Consider the following 16,862-nt stretch of genomic DNA (forward strand, 5'->3'; position numbering starts at 1 on the left):
CGCACATGACTCATCGCCCGTACACGCCGTGGCTGTTCCTGGCTCCAGGACTGGTCGTCTGCCTGCTGTTCGTCATCTTCCCGTTCCTGAACATGATCGTGCTCGCGTTCACGGACGCGAGTGCGTTGGGCGGCGGCCAGTTCACCGGTGTGGACAACTTCGTGCGGATGTTCGGGGACCCGAAGTTCTGGGCGGCGGCGCGCAACAGCCTGCTCTACATGGTGGGCGTCGTCCCGCCGCTGGTGTTGTTGCCGCTGCTGATCGCGATGCTCGCGCAGAAGATCGTGCCGGGCATCGGGATCTTCCGGACGGCGTTCTTCACTCCGGTGATCGCGTCCACGGTCGTGGTCGGGCTCATCTGGACGTGGCTGCTCGACAGCCGCGGCCTGGTGAACAGCATGGTGGAGGCGCTGGGCGGCAACAGGATCCCGTTCCTGACCGACTCGACGCTGCTGCTGGTCAGTTCGATGGTGGTGACGGTCTGGCGGGGCCTGGGCTACTACATGGTGATCTACCTGGCCGCGCTCGCGAACGTGCCGAAGGACCTGCACGAGGCCGCGATGGTCGACGGCGCGGGACCGGTCAGGAGGTTCTGGTCGGTCACCGTGCCGAGTCTGCGGCCGACGATGGTGCTCGTCGCGGCGCTGAGCGCGGTCAACGGGTTCCGCGTGTTCTCCGAGATCTACCTGCTGTCGGGCGGGTCCGGGGGTCCGGGCGGGGCGAGCACCACGCTGGTGATGCTCATCCAGTCCGTCGGCCGCGGTCTCACCGGTGAGGTCGGGTACGCCTCGGCGCTGAGCGTCGTGCTGTTCGTGATCCTGCTCGGCCTGCTGCTGGTCACCCTCAAGCTCAACCGCAGGGAGGACCAGCTGTGAAACGCGCCCACGTCTTTCTGGCACTGCGTTATCTCGGGCTGTTGAGCATCCTCGCGATCAGCATCGGGCCGTTCCTGTGGCAGTTCGCCACGAGCATCAAGGGGCCCGGCGAGGACGTGTTCGTCCCCGACTTCTTCCCGGACGACCCGACGTTCGGCAACTACGCGGCCGTGGCCGACGTGGTGCCGGTCTGGACGTTCGCGCTCAACTCGCTCGGGGTCGCGAGCGTCAACGTCGTCACGAACTGCCTCGGCGCGGCCATGGCCGGCTACGCGTTGGCACGGCTCAAGTTCCGGGGTCGCAGGTTCGCCGCGGTGATCTTCGCCAGCAGCATCCTGGTGCCGTTCGAGGCGATCATGATCTCGCTGTTCCTGGTGATGCGCGGGTTCGGTCTCACCAACACCCTCACCGGCGTCGTGCTGCCCGGCGCGATCGCCGCCCTCAACGTCCTGTTGCTGCGCAACGCGTTCCTCGCACTCCCCGCCGAGGTCGAGGAGGCCGCGGTCATCGACGGCGCCAACGCCTGGCAGCGCTTCACCCGGCTCGGGTTGCCGTCGGTGAAGGGCACGCTGGTCGTGGTGGCGCTGTTCTCGTTCATGTTCAGCTGGGACGACTTCCTCTGGCCGCTCATCGTGCTGAGCGACCAGGAGAAGTACACGCTCACCATCGGCCTGGCGTACCTCCAGGGCACGTTCGTGCAGAACCAGCGGCTGGTGGCGGCGGGCACGATCATCGCCGTCGTCCCGCTGATCCTGTTGTTCCTGTTGCTGCAGAAGCACTTCTTCCGCGGAGTGGGAGAAGGCGCGATCAAGGGCTGACACCCCGAGGAGCTCAACCTTGCGTTTCGGCGTGAACTACACCCCGTCCCAGGGCTGGTTTCACCACTGGCTCGACTTCTCCCTCGACGACGTGAAAGCCGACTTCGAGTCCATCGCGGCTCTCGGCCTCGACCACGTGCGGGTCTTCCCGCTGTGGCCGGTGTTCCAGCCCAACCGCGGACTGGTCCGTCCGCAGGCCGTCGAGCAGCTCTGCCAGATGCTCGACGCCGCCCGCGAGACAGGTCTCGACGTCCAGGTCGACGTCCTGCAGGGGCATCTGTCGAGCTTCGACTTCTACCCGTCGTGGGTGCAGACCTGGCACCGCCGCAACATCTTCACGGACCCGGACGTCATCAGCGGGCAGAAGTTCTACGTCCGCACGCTCGCCGAGGCCCTGCGCGACAAGACGAACTTCCTCGGCTTCACCCTGGGCAACGAGGTCAACCTGCTCACCGAGTCGAACCCGTGCTCGCCCCAGCAGGCCGGCGAGTGGATCGACGCGCTGCTCGACGAGTGCGAGAAGGCCGCTCCTGGCCACCCGCACGTCCACTCCGAGTACGACGCTGTCTGGTACGAGAGCGAGCACGCGTTCCTGCCGGAGCACGCGGCCAACAAGGGCGCGATGACGACCGTGCACTCGTGGGTCTTCAACGGCACCGCGCAGCGCTACGGATCGCTCAGTCCGGAGAGCGTTCATCACGCCGAGTACCTGATCGAGCTGGCGAAGGCGCACGCCGAGGACCCGCAACGGCCCGTGTGGCTGCAGGAGGTCGGCGCCGCCCAGCCCGAGATCACCGCCGAACAGGCGCCGGAGTTCGCGGAGCAAACGCTTGCGAATGCCTTGACCTGCTCGAACCTGTGGGGCGTCACGTGGTGGTGCTCGCACGACGTCGACCGTGCGTTGGTGGACTTCCCCGAACGCGAGTACGAGTTGGGGTTGTTGACGACGGAACGCAAGGTCAAGCCGCTCGGCGAGGCGATCGCCCGGATCGTGCGCGAGGCAGTGCACGAGCCGGCCGAACGCACGCCGATCAAGCTGCACGGCGACCGGCCCTCGTGGGGTCCGGGCGGCGCTTTCTTCGACGAGTGGATGGGCCTCGCGCGGGACGGCGTGCGGGCCTCGATCGAACTGGGGTGACCACGTGCACGACGAACGCGCGCTGCTGGAAGAACGACTCAACCGCACGCTGAAGGAACGCATCCGCCCGGCCGTCTACGGCGAGACCGCGCCGCTGGAACTCGCCGTCTGGACGGTGCCGGACGAACCCGTCCCGGTCGACGAGGCTCTTGCGGCCACCTACGAACCCGCGAACGTCGGCGACGCCTGGGGCGCGCCGTGGAGCACGAGCTGGTTCCGGCTGACCGGCAGCGTCCCGGAGGCGTGGCAGGGCAGGCAGGTCGAGGTCGTGCTGGATCTCGGCTTCACCCACCCCGGCCCCGGTTTCCAGTCCGAGGGCCTCGCGTACACGGCTGATGGCGTGCCCATCAAGGGCATCGAGCCGCGCAACACCTACCTGCCCGTCGACGGCTCCGAGGTGCTGTTCTACCTGGAGGCCGCGGGCAACCCGACGATCCTCGACTTCCACCCGTTCCTGCCGACCGCGCTGGGCGACAAGGCGACCGCGGGCACCGAGCCGTTGTACAAGATCCTCAAGGCCGAGCTCGCGGTGTTCCAGCCGCAGGTGTGGCACCTGATGCTGGACATCGAGGTGCTCCAGAGTCTGATGAAGGAGCTGCCGGACCACGATCCGCGCCGGCACAAGGTCCTGCACGCGCTGGACCGGGCGATGGACGCGCTGGACCTCAACGAGGTGGCCGCCACCGCCGACCTCGCCCGGGCGGAGCTGGCCGGCGTGCTGGCGTTGCCCGCCAACGCCTCCGCGCACAAGGTCTCCGCGATCGGCCACGCGCACATCGACTCCGCGTGGCTGTGGCCCTTGCGCGAGACGGTCCGCAAGTGCGCACGCACGTTCTCGAACGTCACGAAGCTGATGGACGAGTACCCGGACTTCTACTTCGCGTGCTCGCAGGCCCAGCAGTACGCGTGGATGAAGGACCACCACCCGCACGTGTGGGACCGCGTCCGCGAGAAGGTCCGGAGTGGACAGTTCGTGCCGGTCGGCGGCATGTGGGTCGAGTCGGACACCAACATGCCCGGCGGCGAGGCGATGGCCCGCCAGCTCGTGCACGGCAAGCGCTTCTTCCTGGACAACTTCGGCGTCGAGACCGAGGAGGTCTGGCTGCCCGACTCGTTCGGCTACAGCGCCGCGCTCCCCCAGCTGATCAAGCTGTCGGGCTCGCGCTGGTTCCTCACCCAGAAGCTGTCGTGGAACCAGATCAACAAGTTCCCGCACCACACGTTCTGGTGGGAGGGCATCGACGGCACGCGGATCTTCACGCACTTCCCGCCCGTCGACACCTACAACTCGTCGCTCTCGGGCGAGGAGCTGGCACGGGCGTCACGCCAGTTCGCCGAGCACGCCAAAGCATCGCGGTCCCTGGTCCCGTTCGGCTACGGCGACGGCGGTGGGGGCCCCACCCGCGAGATGATGGAGACCGCGCACCGCGTCGCGGACCTCGAAGGTTCGCCGACCGTCCGCGTGGAGCCGCCGCGCGAGTTCTTCCAGGCAGCGCAGGACGAGTACCCGGACGCGCCGGTGTGGGCGGGCGAGCTGTACCTGGAGAAGCACCGCGCCACCTACACCACGCAGGCCAAGACCAAGCAGGGCAACCGCCGCAGCGAACATCTCCTGCGCGAGGCCGAGCACTGGTCCGTGGCAGCCGCCCTGGCCGGCGCCGACTACCCGTACGACGAGCTCGACCGGTTGTGGAAGACCGTGCTGCTGCACCAGTTCCACGACATCCTGCCGGGCAGCTCGATCGCCTGGGTGCACCGTGAGGCCGAGGCCACCTACGCCCGCGTGGCGTCCGAGCTCAAGGCGCTGACGGCCCGGGCCATCGACGCGCTGAAGGGCGTCGGCGACGACGAGCTGACGTTCGACGTGCTCGGCGGAGGCACCCCAAGGCCGTTCGTGGCACCGGCCGATGGCGTGCTGGACAACGGCCGGCTGCGCGTCACGATCGACACCGAGGGCATCGTCACATCCATTCTGGACCTCGAGGAAGACCGCGAAGTCCTGCCACCGCACGGTTTCGCCGGCATGCCGCAGCTGCACCGCGACAACCCGAACCAGTGGGACGCCTGGGACATCGACCCGTTCTACCGCAACTGGAAGGCCGACCTGATCCCGTCCGAACGCGTCGACACCTCCGACGGCGTCGTGGTGCGGGCGAAGTTCGGCGACTCCGTGCTCACCCAGACCATCCGGCTGCGCGAGGACGCCAAGCAGGTCGACTTCGACACCGAGGTCGACTGGCAGGAACGGGAGAAGCTGCTCAAGATCGCGTTCCCGCTCGACCTGCGCGCCGAGGTCTCCACGGCGGAGACCCAGTTCGGCCACCTGCACCGCCCGGTGCACACGAACACCTCGTGGGAGGCGGCGAAGTTCGAGATCTGCGCCCACCGCTACCTGCACGTCGGCGAACCCGGCTACGGCGTCGCTGTGGTCAACGACTCGACCTACGGCCACGAGGTCACCCGCACCACCCGCGAAGACGGCGGAACCACCACGACCGTGCGCCTGTCCCTGCTGCGCGCACCGAGGTTCCCCGACCCCGAGACCGACCAGGGCGAGCACCGCTTCCGCTACGCCCTCGTGGTCGGCGCGGGCATCCCGGAGGCCATCGACGCCGGGTACCGCATCAACCTGCCGCCGCAGGCAGTCCGCGGCTCGAACGCACCAGAACCCTTGGTGCGCACGAACAACCCCGCGGTCAGGGTCGAGGCCGTGAAGCTGGCCGACGACCGGTCGGGCGACGTGATCGTCCGGCTCTACGAGGCGCACGGCGGCCGTGCCCGCGCCTCGATCAGCACCTCCTTCGCCCACACCCGGATCCAGGAGACCGACCTGCTCGAACGGCCCCTGGCCGACGCGTCGGCAGAGGTGGTGCTGCGCCCGTTCCAAGTGATCACCCTGCGATTCACGAGGTAACGCATGAAGAAGCTGTTCCTGGCCCTGCTGCTGGTGGCGCTCGCCGCGCCACCGGCCCAGGCGGCCACCCAGAAGCGCACCGTCGTCTACTACCAGACCCAGTACAGCAACGGCGCGACCGGAACGTACGTCTCGCCCAAGCCCCTGCTCGACCGCAACACCGGCGTCACGGACGTCCTAGTCGCGGCGATCCACCTCAACGACAACAAGATCGTGCATCTCAACGACCACCCGCCGTCGCACTCGCGCTACACCCAGATGTGGAAGGACCTCGCCGCGATGCAGGCCCGCGGCGTCAACGTGATCGGCATGGTGGGCGGCGCCGCGCCCGGCTCGTTCACCAGGCTGGACACCCAATTCGACACCTACTACCCGTTGCTGCGCGACACGATCCGCACCTACAAGCTCAACGGCGTCGACCTCGACGTGGAGGAGCGCATGTCGATCGGCGGCATCCGGCGCGTGATCGACCAGCTCAAGACCGACTTCGGCGCGAACTTCGTCGTCACGCTGTCACCGGTGGCGAGCGCGCTCTGGGGCGGCGGCAACCTCTCCGGCTTCAACTACGAGGAGCTGTACCGCAGCCACGGCTCGAAGATCGCGTGGTTCAACGGCCAGTTCTACAACGGCTGGGGCAACGCGGGCAGCACCGCGAACTACGACCAGATCATCAACCGGCGGCTGATCCCGGCGAACAAGGTCGTGCTCGGCGTGCTCACCAACTCGGCCAACGGCGGGTCGGGCTACGTGAACATGACAACGCTCGGCAACACCGTGCGCAGCCTCAAGACCAAGTACACCAACTTCGGTGGTGTGGCGGGCTGGGAGTACTTCAACTCGCTGCCCGGCGGCACCGCGGCGCCCTGGCAGTGGGCGGCGGACGTGACGGCCATGCAGAAGTAGGCGGAACGGCGCGGTTCGGGTGAGGTGCGCGAGACGCACCTCGCCCGAGGACTCTGCCGTGCGAGTCCCTAGTCGAAGCGGAAGGTGGCTGTCTCGAGGTTGTCGAGCATCCACTCCCTCCGCACGAGTGGTGCGCCGGTCTCCCTGCGCAGCAGGGGAAGCCGGCGCACCATCTCTTCGAGCAGCACGCGCTTCTCCAGCCGCGCGAGTCCGGCGCCCAGGCAGTAGTGGGGCCCGTGCCCGAACGTCATGATCCGGGTCTTCCGCCGGATGTCGAACGTGTCCGGGTCGGCGTAACGCTCCGGGTCGCGGTTGGCCGCGCTGAGCCAGCCGCTGATCCACTGCCCCGCCCTGATCTCCTGCCCGCCGATCGTGACGTCCCGCATCACCTGCCGGCGCGGGCCGGGGAAGATCGGGTACCAGCGCATCGTCTCCTCTATCGCGCCCGGGATCAGCGACGGGTCCTCGCGCAGCTCGTCCCAGCAGCCGAACTCGGTCAGGAACAGCACGGCGTTCGGGATGGTCGCCGCGGTCGTGTCCAGGCCGGCGCCGAGCAGCATCGCGCAGTAGCCGACGAGGTCCCAGTCCGACATGGGCCTGCCGTCGACGAGGTAGCCGGAGGCCTGCACCGCCAGCAGTTCGGCGATCAGGCCGTCACCCGGCTCCACGCGCTGCCGGTCGAGTTCGGCGGCGAAGAACTCCGCCATCTCGGCCTGCGGCGACACGGTGTTGGTGGTGGCGTCGTCCTCGTACCGCCGTTCCTGCCACTCGGTCATCCGCTCCTCAGCGCTCAGGTCGACGCCGAGCAGGTGGCAGATCACCCTGGTGGGCAACGGCCTGCCGATCGCGGTGACCACGTCGAAGCCGCCGGGGTCGAGGCCGTCGACCAGCTCGGTGGCGATGGCGCGGATCAGCGCCTCGAGCCGGGACATCACCCGCGGGCTGAACGGGTCGGCGACCGCGGCCCTCAGGTCGCGATGACGTTGCCCGTCGGCAGCCCACATGCCGCTCAGGAGGGGGTTGGCGAGCGGCCTGGTCTCGTCGGTGAGGCCGTAGTCCGACGAGAAGCACTCGACGTCGGAGAGCACGCGCTGGACGTCGGCGAGGGAGAAGACGTTCCAGGAACCCAGCTGCTCGTCGTAGTGGACCTCGGTGGTGGGATCGAAGAACTTCGCAGGTCGCGTGGGTAAGTGGGCGACAGTCATACCCTCGATCGTGCCCCTTACCCAGGCCACGGGGATCCGCTGATCCGGCTATCCGGGTGTGGCGTAAGGGGTCGTACGCCGATGCCTTAGGTGATCGTCCGATGTAAGGGGTCACCCCTCAGGAGCAATCTCATCGTTGTCAGCAAGCGAGAGAAACGCACTGAGGAGTGAGTTCGATGGAGTGGACGCCCGAGGCGATCAAGGCGGAGATGGACTACCGGCAGACCGCCCTGCGTGAGGACGCCCGCCGCGTCCAGGAGTACTACCGCAACGGCGGGAAGCCGCGGTCGTGGTGGCACCGCATGACACATCGGCACGAGCCTGAGGTACCCAACGGTCACCAGGCCGCCTGATGCCGGGGGTAGCCGTGGGGGTGTGGTTCCTCTCGTCCAGGAACCACACCCCCACGGCTCTTTTCATGCTCTGACTAGGCCTTGGGCAGCCACGCCTTGACCTTGTCGGCGTTGGCGTCCGCCCACTTCTTGGCGGCGTCCTCGGGCTTCATCTTGTCCTCGGCGATGTACTTCGCGACCGTGTTCTGGTCCTCGTTGGTCCACTTGAAGTTCTTGACCAGCTGGAAGGCCGGGCCGTTGGCGTCGGCGAACTTCTTGGACACGAGCTTGTCGAGGTCGTAGTCCGGGTAGTCGCAGGCGATCTTCTCGGCGTCGGCGTCACAGCCCGCCTTGTACTCGGGCAGCTTCACCTTCTCGAGCTTGATCTCGTTGAGCAGCCACTGCGGCGAGTAGAAGTAGCCGATGACCCACTTCTTGTCCTTCTCCGCCTGGCGGAAGGCCTGGATCAGCGCGGTCTCGCTGCCGCCGTAGACGACCTTGTAGTTGAGGTTCAGGTTCTTCACCAGAGCCTCGTCGTTCGTCACGAACGACGGGTCGCCGTCGAGCAGCTGGCCCTTGTCGCCGGACTCGGACGTCTTGAACTGGTCGGCGTACTTGTTGAGGTTGTTCCAGTCGAGGATGTCGGGGTGCTCCTTGGCGAGCCACGGCGGCACGTACCAGCCGATCTGGCCCTTCACGCCCGTGGAACCCGCGCTGACGGCGGTCTTCTGCTCGTCGATGTACTTCTTGCGCAGGTCGTCGTGGCCCCAGTTCTCGACGACGGCGTCGACCTCACCGGTGCCGAAGCCCTGCCAGGCCACCTCTTCCTTGAGCTCCTTCTTGGTGACCTTGCACTTGAGCTCCTTCTCGGCCACGTACGCGAGAACGGCCGCGTTCGCCTCGTAACCGACCCACGGGTTGATCGCGAGGTTGAACGTGCCGCAGTCGCCGGTCGCACCCGAGGAGGTGTCACCGACCTTGGCGCCACCGCAACCAGCAAGGGCGAGTGCTCCTACGAGCACTGCTCCCAGCACGCTGTGCCTAGCCACTTTCCAGACCTCCTAGTTGGTCCACCGCTTGGCGGCCGCCTGCGTGAGGCGGTCGAGCATCACGCCCAGCACGACGATCGCGACACCGGCCGCGAGCCCCTTGCCGTACAACTGGCCCTGCGAGAAGCCGGCCACCACGTCGTAGCCGAGCGCGCCGGCGCCGACGAGACCGCCGACGACGACCATCGAGAGCACGTAGATCAGGCCCTGGTTGGCGGCGAGGGTCAACGCCCCGCGCGCCATGGGCAGCTGCACCTTCACGATCGTCTGCCACGAGCTCGACCCGAGCGCCGTGGACGCTTCGACGGTCGCGGTCGACACCGCGCGGATGCCGTCCGCGATGATCTTGATCGCCACCGGCGCCGCGAACACCACGGCCGCGATGATCGCGGTGAAGCGGGACGCGGAGAACAACGCCAGGAAGGGCACCAGGTAGACGAAGGCGGGCATCACCTGCGCCGCGTCGAGGATCGGCCGGATGAACCGGTCGGCCTGCCTGCTGCGTCCCATCCAGACACCGACGACGATTCCCAGCAGCATCACCAGGATCGTGGCGACCAGGGTGGACGCCAGCGTGATCATCGAGTCCTGCCACAGGCCCGTCGCGATCAGCGCCGCGACGCACACGGCGGAGACGATCGCCGGCCGCACGCCGCCGATCATGAACGACAGCGCCACGATCACCAGCGCCACCAGGAACCACGGCGACTCGGCCAGCAGCGCCTGCAGCGGGTTGATCAACGCGAACGTGACGAAGTCCTTGAAGCCGTCCGTGATCACCGGCAGCGAGTCCTGCGCCCACTCCGTCACGGCGGTCGCGCCCTTGCGGATCGCGCTGCCGATCTCCACGTCCGACTGGAACTCCGCCGCCCACAGGTAGGTGTAGGAGAGGTAGACGCAGACGCCCGTGACACCGAGGCCGCCGAACAGCGCCCAGCGCGGGAGCTTGCGGCGCTCGCTCGCGGCGGCCGTCGTCACGCGGTCCAGCACGATCGCCAGCACCACGATCGCGAGACCCGCGTTGAACGCCGTGCCGACGTCGAGGGTCTGCAACGCCTTCACGACCGTCTTGCCGAGACCCGGCGCGTCGATCAGCGCGGCGATCGTGACCATGGACAGAGCGGCCATGATCGTCTGGTTGATGCCGAGCACGATGGTCTTGCGCGCGGACGGCAGCAGCACCTTCACCAGCGTCTGCTTCTGCGTCGCGCCAAGGGACTCGCTCGCCTCGACGGTGGTGCGCGGTACCGAGCGGATGGCGTGCGCGGTGATCCGGATCGCCGGCGGGGCGGCGTAGATCAGCGTCGCGATCGTCGCCGAGGCAGGGCCGATCAGGAAGAACAACGTCAGCGGCGCCAGGTAGACGAACGTCGGCATCGTCTGCATGAAGTCGAGCACCGGCGTCAGGATCCGGTGTGCACGATCGGACAGTCCCGCCCAGATTCCCAGCGGAATGCCGATGAGCAAGGAGATCACGACCGCGGCGAGCGTCAGGGAGAGCGTGTCCATGCTCTCCTGCCACAGGCCCTGCAGGCCGAGGAACACGAAGCCCGCGACGGCGAGCAGCGCGACCCGCCAGCCGGCGACCGCGAGGCTGACGAAGCCGGCGATCGCGACCACGCCGAGCCAGCCGATCACCGGCACGGGCCGGCCGAACGACGGCTGCGCGATCAGGGCCTGGATGAAGGTCACGAACTCGTCGATGACGAGCCGGATCTCGTTGAAGAAGTACAGGAACACGGGGTTCGAGTTCCTGGACGCGCCGACGGCGTCGTTGACCTCGTTGACCCACCGGTGCAGCGGGGTGAGGTCGGCGGCGCCGAGCGACAGCGTCCCGACGTTGCGGAACACCAGCCACAGCACCAGCCAGGCCAGCACTATCCCGGCGAAGATCAGCGCCTTCTTGTGTTGCAACAGTCGCGGAAGTTGCCTTGGGGCGGCGACGGCAACCATGTTCACGCCTCCCCGGCCACGACCCCGAGGATCTCCTCGTCCGCGACCACACCGAGCAGTTCGCCGTCCCGCACGACCTTCACCGGCTTGTTGGCGCCGAGGACGCTGCGCACGGCTTCGCGCACAACGGTTTCCGGCGACAGTTCAGGCCCGTCGAGGTCGTCTTCCGGACGCGGCGGGCGCATGATCCACTTCAGCGTCAGCACGTGCGCCTTGGGCACGTCCCGCACGAAGTCGCGGACGTAGTCGTCCGCGGGCGCGCCGACCAGTTCGTCACCGGTGCCGACCTGCACGACCTTGCCGTCGCGCATGATCAGGATGCGGTCGCCCAGCTTGAGCGCCTCGCTCAGGTCGTGGGTGATGAACACCATCGTCTTGCCGACCTCGCGGTGCAGCCTGATGACCTCGGACTGCATGTCGCGCCGGATCAACGGGTCGAGCGCGGAGAACGGTTCGTCGAAGAACAGGACGTCCGGGTCGCCCGCCAGTGCGCGGGCGAGACCGACGCGTTGCTGCATGCCGCCGGAGAGCTGATCCGGATAGGACTTCTCGTTGCCGGACAGTCCGACCAGGTCGATCACTTCCTGCGAACGCTCCGCACGTTTCGCCCGCGGTACCCCGCGGATTTCCAGCCCGTAACCGACGTTGTCGGCGACTGTCCGATGAGGAAGCAGGCCGAAGTGCTGGAACACCATGGAGAACTTGTTCCTGCGCAGGTCACGCAAACGCTTGGGGTCCGCTTCGAGAATGTTCTCGCCTTCGAACATGACCGTGCCCGCGGTCGGTTCCACCAGCCGCGTGAGACAGCGGACCAGTGTGGACTTTCCCGATCCAGAAAGGCCCATGACCACGAACATCTCACCGGGAGCGACGTCGAAGTCGACTCCCCGTACTGCGGCAACGGAACCGGTGCGGTCCATCAGCTCCTGCCGCGACAACGCCTTGAGCTCGTCCGAGGCCACCAGTTGAGATGCCTTGGGGCCAAACACCTTCCACAGGTCCCTGACCGAAATCACGGGATCCACGCCAAACCACTCCGACCTGTTGCGGACTGCGCACACCGTTTCTCGATGCGCGACAGCATTGACCTTCGCACGGGTACGGTCAAGGGCTGATACATATCTGATCCTTTGTGGACAACCAATCATCCCATGACTTGACTGTGTCTGATCGATCGGGAAAAGCTGAACTGAGCGGTCTCCTGCATCGCTCTTCCCCCCGACGAGGAGCTGTTCGTGCAAGCCCCCAGAATCGCTCTGGCAATGACGTTCGTGTTGACAATTGCCGGTTGTGGCGGTGGATCAACGGCGTCACCCCGCTCCAGTTCGGCAGCACCGACGGAGCCCTGCGACTCCGTCACCATCGCGGTCAACCCGTGGGTCGGCTACGAGGCGAACGCGGCCGTGGTCGCGTACCTCGCCGAGAAACGGCTCGGCTGCAAGGTCACGAAGAAGGAAGTCGACGAACAGACTGCCTGGCAGGGCCTCGACTCCGGCGAGATCGACGTGATCCTGGAGAACTGGGGTCACGAGGACCTGAAGCAGAAGTACATCGAGGAGAAGCGCAGCGCCGTGCGGGTGGGCCCGACCGGCAACAAGGGCGTGATCGGCTGGTACGTGCCGCCGTGGATGAAGAAAGAGTTCCCGGACATCACGAACTGGCAGAACCTCAACAAGTACGCGGAGAAGTTCAAGACCCCGTTGTCCGACGGCAAGGGCCAGGTGCTCGACGGCGACCCGTCGTTCGTGACGAACGACGAGGCTCTGGTGAAGAACCTGAACCTCAACTACAAGGTCGTCTACGCGGGCAGCGAGCAGGCGTCGATCAAGGCGTTCCGCCAGGCCGAGGAGAAGAAGACGCCGCTGATCGGCTACTTCTTCGAGCCGCAGTGGCTGCACCTCGACATCGAGCTGGTGAAGATCGAGCTGCCCGAGTACAAGGCGGGCTGTGACGCGGACGCGGCCCAGGTCGCCTGCGACTACCCGCGCTACGAGCTCGACAAGATCGCTGCCAAGAAGTTCATGGACAAGGGCGGCCCCGCGGCCAGGCTGATCCAGAACTTCCAGTGGAGCAACGACGAGCAGGACACGGTCGCGTCGTTCATCGCGAAGTACAAGATGTCGCCCGACGAGGCGGCGAAGCGGTGGGTCGAGGCGAACCCGGACCGGGTAGAGGACTGGCTGACGAAGCCCAAGCCGTAACTATTGTTCTGGTTTGGCGGGCGTCAACTCCTGCCCCGCGACCACCACTTCTCGTCGGGGCCGGAGATGTCCTCGACACTGAGCCTGCGCACGGACCCCGCTCGCTTGAGCCGGGCCACCAGCTGATCCTGTCGTTGCGCGAGCCGGCGGTAGATCTCCACGGCGGAGGTCTCCTGCCGGCTCCGTCGTTCGTCCTGGCCACGTCTTTCGACGGTCCGCCAGTTTCCGAGGAACTCGAGTGTGAGATCGGCGACGGCCTGCCCGCCGTGCGCGGTCAGCGTGTCGGCGGGCGAGGCGAACCGTCCCGCGTGGAACGCCAGGTTCCTGGTGACGTAGAGCCACTCCAGCAGCGCGGCGGCGGTGTCCTCCTGTTCACGCAGCCAACCGGCGAGGACCTTCGAGTCCGCGAGCCGGTCGCGCCAGAGTTCCGCGAGGTCCTGAACGAGACCTCCCTCACTCTCGGCGAGCGCGGTGATGGCCTTCTGGGCGGCGTCGAGCCGTGCGTCCGGGCGGTTGTGACCGATCAGCACCTCCAGCCAGGCGTCCACCGACTTCAGGTGGTGCTTCACGCCGGTGGTCGGCACGTGCTCGTCGAGCGGTTTGCGCAGTTCGGTGTCGTGGTTGGTGACCACGACGTGCAGGCTGACAAGGTGCTGCCGCAACATCTGCAGCGCACAGGCCTTGGCCAGCCATGCGATCTTGCTCGGATCCAGCCCCGTCGCCTCCAGCGCACTCCACGCCAGCCCTGCGCTCGCCATCGGCGCGTCGACCTGCCGCGCCAGGTTCGCCACCCGCATCGCGCTGCGCAGTTCGGCGGGCCAGTACGCGGTGAGCGGATAGGCGTTGCCGACGGTGCGCTGGTGCTCGGTGCCGCGGGTGACCCGGCCGCCCGGCGCGCTGACCTGCCAGACCGGCGCGATGGTCAGCTCGGTGAGCCGCTCCCCCGCCGCGTACTGGTCGAGCACCTCGCTGAGGATCCGGCGGGCCCTCAGTGCGGCCGTGTGCACGTCCGCGGCCTCCACCGGCACCCGTACCAGCACCGACGACCCGGTGACGGCGTCCTTCAGGAAGTCGTCCTTGGGCAACCTGTTGCGGTGCAACGGTTCCTGCCGCGCCTCGGGAAGCAGCTCGTCCAGGTGCCTGAGCACTCGCGCGCCCCTCACCACGAGCGCGACGACGTGCCGTTGCTCCCGGGGCCACAACACATCGGCCAGATCACCGGGCTTCTTGAGCCACCGCAGCAGATCCGTGCGAAGCTGCCTTCCATCCCGCCCGTGCATCGCCACGACAACGGCGATCTCGGCGATCATCCTGGTGCGCAACGGAAGCCCGACGCCGTTCCACAGTGGAGCGATCCACCCCTTCACGGCCTTTTCGAGCGTTTCCGGGTCGAGCTTCGCGGCCGCGGCGGCCGTCACCTGAGGATCGAGCCGCTGCCCGTCCGCCACGATGGCCGCGTCCACGCCCCGCAGGACCTTGCGCGCCTCGGCGAGTTCCTCGGCGCCGCCGTGGGCGTACGCGGGCCTCGCCGCGTCCATGCACGCCAGCGAAGTGGTGATGATGCGGCGCAACAGGTTCCACCGCGGCTGGTCCTCCGTCGCGTGACTCTCCAGGGCCGTCCTGGCACGCGTGACGGCGAGAACGGCGCTGTTGAGGCCCGCGACGTGCTCGCCGAGGTGCGCGTCCGGGTCCAGTGCGCGCAGCACGCCCTGCAGCAACGCCCGCTGCCCGCGGTCGAGGCCGGCGTGGTCGAACGCCTGCCGCAGCCGGTCGTCGAGGTACTGGTAGCGCACGTGACGCACCATAGAGGTCATGGACAACCGGAAAGCGGTCTTCGCGGGCATCGACGGCCAGGCACTGGCGGGCCGGCTGGAACTGCCCGCCGGCGACGTGGTGGCCACCGCCGTGTTCGCGCACTGCTTCACCTGCGGCAAGGACTCGGTGGCGGCCACCCGGATCTCCCGCCGGCTCGCCGAGCGCGGCGTGGCGGTGCTGCGGTTCGACTTCACCGGCCTCGGCCAGTCCGACGGCGACTTCGCCAACACCACGTTCACGTCCAACGTCGACGACCTCGTGTGCGCGGCCAACCACCTGCGCGACACCATCGGAGCCCCGAGCGTCCTCATCGGACACTCACTGGGCGGCGCTGCTGTGCTGGCCGCGGCGCGTCAGGTGCCGGAGGTCAAGGCCGTCGTCACGATCGGCGCCCCCGCCGACACCACCCACGTCGAGCACCTGCTCGGCCCGTCCAAGGAGAAGATCGAGGCGCACGGCGTCGCCGAGGTGCTGCTCGCCGGGCGGCCGTTCCGGATCAGCAACGACTTCCTGCTCGACATCAACCAGCAGAACCAGACCGCGTGCATCGCCGGCCTCGACCGCGCGCTGCTCGTCATGCACTCCCCGCAGGACGACACGGTCGGTGTGGACAACGCCCGGCTGATCTTCGACTCGGCCCGCCACCCCAAGTCGTTCGTCTCGCTGGACGGTGCCGACCACCTGCTGACCGACCACGCGGACGCCGCGTACGTGGCGGAGGTGCTCGCCGCCTGGGCAAGCCGCTACCTGGTGAAATGAGCCAAAAGCCCTCGGCGAGGTTCCTTCGCCGAGGGCGTTCGACAACCGATCGGGGCGACAGGATTTGAACCTGCGACCCCCCGCTCCCAAAGCGGGTGCGCTACCAAGCTGCGCCACGCCCCGGTTGTACCTATCTTACCGCCACCCGCTAAGGTAATAACCGCAGCCCCTCAAGGGCGGCAAACGCGGGCGTAGCTCAATGGTAGAGCCCTAGTCTTCCAAACTAGCTACGCGGGTTCGATTCCCGTCGCCCGCTCTGACGAAGGGCCGAGTGCATCAGCACTCGGCCCTTTCTCGTGAGCTAGGTCACGCCGACGCCACACCGATCTGCGTGCAGCGGTGCTTTGGGTCGTCGATTTCGTCCACCACGGCCACGGCGAAGTCCTCGTAGGTCAGTTCGTCCGCCGGATCGACCTCGCTCAGGCGGTACCGGCCCGTGGGCGTGCCGCCGAAGTTGCCGGACGGGCTCATGACCAGCCAGTCCGCCTCGGATTCGGCCAGCACCTCGACCCCCGCCGCATGGCCGAGGCAGAACGGCTTGTGCTCGTCCGGGAAGTCCGGGCCGTCGATGACCCGCACGCCCGGCGAGGTCTCCAGCAACGTGTAGATGCCGACCACGATGATCCGGCCGGCACCGGACGCCACGAGCGCACTTGCGGCCTCGCGGTAGAACTCCGCCGCGTCGCGCGAGAGGTCGGCCACCGAACTCACCGCGACGTCGTAGCCCGCCGCCACCTCGGCCGCGGCCTGCACACCGGGGTCGCGCCCGATCCTGGTCACCTCGTGGCCGCGAGCCTCCGCGACGGCCGCGATCTCCTTGCCTGCCTTGCCGGACGCTCCGAACACAACGATCTTCGCCATGAGCGCGAAGGTAGGGTGCGGGTGTCCGGTTTCCGCAAC

The 16,862-nt window shown here is 67.6% G+C and carries 14 protein-coding genes and 2 tRNA genes; 9 read left to right on the forward strand and 7 right to left on the reverse strand.

Annotated elements, in window-relative coordinates; genetic code table 11:
* Window positions 1-5: 5 nt before the first annotated feature.
* Genes OG205_RS24095 through OG205_RS24115 form a run of 5 tightly spaced genes read left to right on the forward strand, consistent with a single transcriptional unit; the run spans window position 6 to window position 6,648 of the window.
* Window positions 6-875, forward strand: coding sequence for a carbohydrate ABC transporter permease (locus OG205_RS24095; RefSeq protein ID WP_330270353.1), 870 nt, complete (start codon window positions 6-8; stop codon window positions 873-875).
* Window positions 872-1,693 (forward strand): carbohydrate ABC transporter permease, encoded by an 822-nt coding sequence (locus OG205_RS24100; RefSeq protein WP_330270354.1) that lies wholly within the window; start codon window positions 872-874, stop codon window positions 1,691-1,693. Before OG205_RS24095 ends, OG205_RS24100 begins: the two co-directional genes overlap by 4 nt.
* Before the next feature lie 19 nt (window positions 1,694-1,712).
* Window positions 1,713-2,831: a glycoside hydrolase 5 family protein gene (locus tag OG205_RS24105; RefSeq protein WP_330270355.1), complete on the forward strand. Its 1,119-nt coding sequence runs from the start codon at window positions 1,713-1,715 to the stop codon at window positions 2,829-2,831.
* A 4-nt stretch (window positions 2,832-2,835) separates the two neighbouring features.
* The gene (locus tag OG205_RS24110) at window positions 2,836-5,745 is read left to right on the forward strand and encodes an alpha-mannosidase (protein ID WP_330270356.1); all 2,910 of its coding nucleotides are present in this window, start codon (window positions 2,836-2,838) and stop codon (window positions 5,743-5,745) included.
* A gap of 3 nt (window positions 5,746-5,748) precedes the next feature.
* Complete coding sequence (locus tag OG205_RS24115; protein WP_330270357.1) at window positions 5,749-6,648, forward strand: glycosyl hydrolase family 18 protein; 900 nt, start codon at window positions 5,749-5,751, stop codon at window positions 6,646-6,648.
* A 68-nt stretch (window positions 6,649-6,716) separates the two neighbouring features.
* On the opposite strand, the gene OG205_RS24120 is transcribed toward OG205_RS24115, so the two are convergent.
* Window positions 6,717-7,853 carry a cytochrome P450 gene (locus tag OG205_RS24120; RefSeq protein ID WP_330270358.1) on the reverse strand — a complete coding sequence of 379 codons (1,137 nt, stop codon included), beginning with the start codon at window positions 7,851-7,853 and terminating at the stop codon, window positions 6,717-6,719.
* Between the two features lie 176 nt (window positions 7,854-8,029).
* Here OG205_RS24120 and OG205_RS24125 point away from each other — a divergent pair, with 176 nt between their 5' ends.
* Window positions 8,030-8,206 (forward strand): hypothetical protein, encoded by a 177-nt coding sequence (locus OG205_RS24125; RefSeq protein ID WP_330270359.1) that lies wholly within the window; start codon window positions 8,030-8,032, stop codon window positions 8,204-8,206.
* 74 nt (window positions 8,207-8,280) lie between these two features.
* On the opposite strand, the gene OG205_RS24130 is transcribed toward OG205_RS24125, so the two are convergent.
* The 3 genes from OG205_RS24130 to OG205_RS24140 are packed head-to-tail and all read right to left on the reverse strand — an operon-like array spanning window position 8,281 to window position 12,149.
* On the reverse strand, window positions 8,281-9,234 hold the full coding sequence (locus OG205_RS24130; RefSeq protein ID WP_330270360.1) for an ABC transporter substrate-binding protein: 954 nt from the start codon (window positions 9,232-9,234) through the stop codon (window positions 8,281-8,283).
* Between the two features lie 12 nt (window positions 9,235-9,246).
* Window positions 9,247-11,187, reverse strand: coding sequence for an ABC transporter permease (locus OG205_RS24135; RefSeq protein WP_330278215.1), 1,941 nt, complete (start codon window positions 11,185-11,187; stop codon window positions 9,247-9,249).
* 2 nt (window positions 11,188-11,189) lie between these two features.
* A complete protein-coding gene (locus tag OG205_RS24140) occupies window positions 11,190-12,149 on the reverse strand; it encodes a quaternary amine ABC transporter ATP-binding protein (protein ID WP_330270361.1) in 960 nt (319 codons plus the stop codon).
* Window positions 12,150-12,449: 300 nt separating this feature from the next.
* On the opposite strand from OG205_RS24140, the gene OG205_RS24145 reads away from it, so the two are divergent.
* Window positions 12,450-13,388 carry an ABC transporter substrate-binding protein gene (locus OG205_RS24145; RefSeq protein ID WP_330270362.1) on the forward strand — a complete coding sequence of 313 codons (939 nt, stop codon included), beginning with the start codon at window positions 12,450-12,452 and terminating at the stop codon, window positions 13,386-13,388.
* A 23-nt stretch (window positions 13,389-13,411) separates the two neighbouring features.
* On the opposite strand, the gene OG205_RS24150 is transcribed toward OG205_RS24145, so the two are convergent.
* Entirely contained in the window at window positions 13,412-15,181 is a 1,770-nt protein-coding gene (locus OG205_RS24150) for a hypothetical protein (protein ID WP_330270363.1), read from the reverse strand.
* Window positions 15,182-15,200: 19 nt separating this feature from the next.
* Between OG205_RS24150 and OG205_RS24155 the strand changes: the two genes are divergently transcribed.
* Entirely contained in the window at window positions 15,201-15,962 is a 762-nt protein-coding gene (locus tag OG205_RS24155; protein WP_330270364.1) for an alpha/beta hydrolase family protein, read from the forward strand.
* A 49-nt stretch (window positions 15,963-16,011) separates the two neighbouring features.
* Here the strand turns inward: OG205_RS24155 and OG205_RS24160 are convergent.
* Window positions 16,012-16,085 (reverse strand) — tRNA-Pro (locus OG205_RS24160).
* Window positions 16,086-16,147: 62 nt separating this feature from the next.
* Between OG205_RS24160 and OG205_RS24165 the strand changes: the two genes are divergently transcribed.
* Window positions 16,148-16,218: transfer RNA gene (locus OG205_RS24165), tRNA-Gly, on the forward strand.
* Window positions 16,219-16,268: 50 nt separating this feature from the next.
* On the opposite strand, the gene OG205_RS24170 is transcribed toward OG205_RS24165, so the two are convergent.
* Entirely contained in the window at window positions 16,269-16,823 is a 555-nt protein-coding gene (locus tag OG205_RS24170; RefSeq protein WP_330270365.1) for an NAD(P)-dependent oxidoreductase, read from the reverse strand.
* Window positions 16,824-16,862: the final 39 nt, after the last annotated feature.

Origin of the sequence: Lentzea sp. NBC_00516, from assembly GCF_036346835.1 — a bacterium.
Taxonomy (GTDB): Bacteria; Actinomycetota; Actinomycetes; order Mycobacteriales; family Pseudonocardiaceae; genus Lentzea; species Lentzea sokolovensis.

Bases quoted from the DNA above. Each gene is read 5' to 3' on its own strand.
- OG205_RS24170 (WP_330270365.1), bottom strand. From the start codon at position 16,823: ATGGCGAAGATCGTTGTGTTCGGAGCGTCCGGCAAGGCAGGCAAGGAG.
- OG205_RS24155 (WP_330270364.1), top strand. From the start codon at position 15,201: ATGGACAACCGGAAAGCGGTCTTCGCGGGCATCGACGGCCAGGCACTG.
- OG205_RS24095 (WP_330270353.1), top strand. From the start codon at position 6: ATGACTCATCGCCCGTACACGCCGTGGCTGTTCCTGGCTCCAGGACTG.
- OG205_RS24125 (WP_330270359.1), top strand. From the start codon at position 8,030: ATGGAGTGGACGCCCGAGGCGATCAAGGCGGAGATGGACTACCGGCAG.
- OG205_RS24145 (WP_330270362.1), top strand. From the start codon at position 12,450: ATGACGTTCGTGTTGACAATTGCCGGTTGTGGCGGTGGATCAACGGCG.
- OG205_RS24120 (WP_330270358.1), bottom strand. From the start codon at position 7,853: ATGACTGTCGCCCACTTACCCACGCGACCTGCGAAGTTCTTCGATCCC.
- OG205_RS24135 (WP_330278215.1), bottom strand. From the start codon at position 11,187: ATGGTTGCCGTCGCCGCCCCAAGGCAACTTCCGCGACTGTTGCAACAC.
- OG205_RS24115 (WP_330270357.1), top strand. From the start codon at position 5,749: ATGAAGAAGCTGTTCCTGGCCCTGCTGCTGGTGGCGCTCGCCGCGCCA.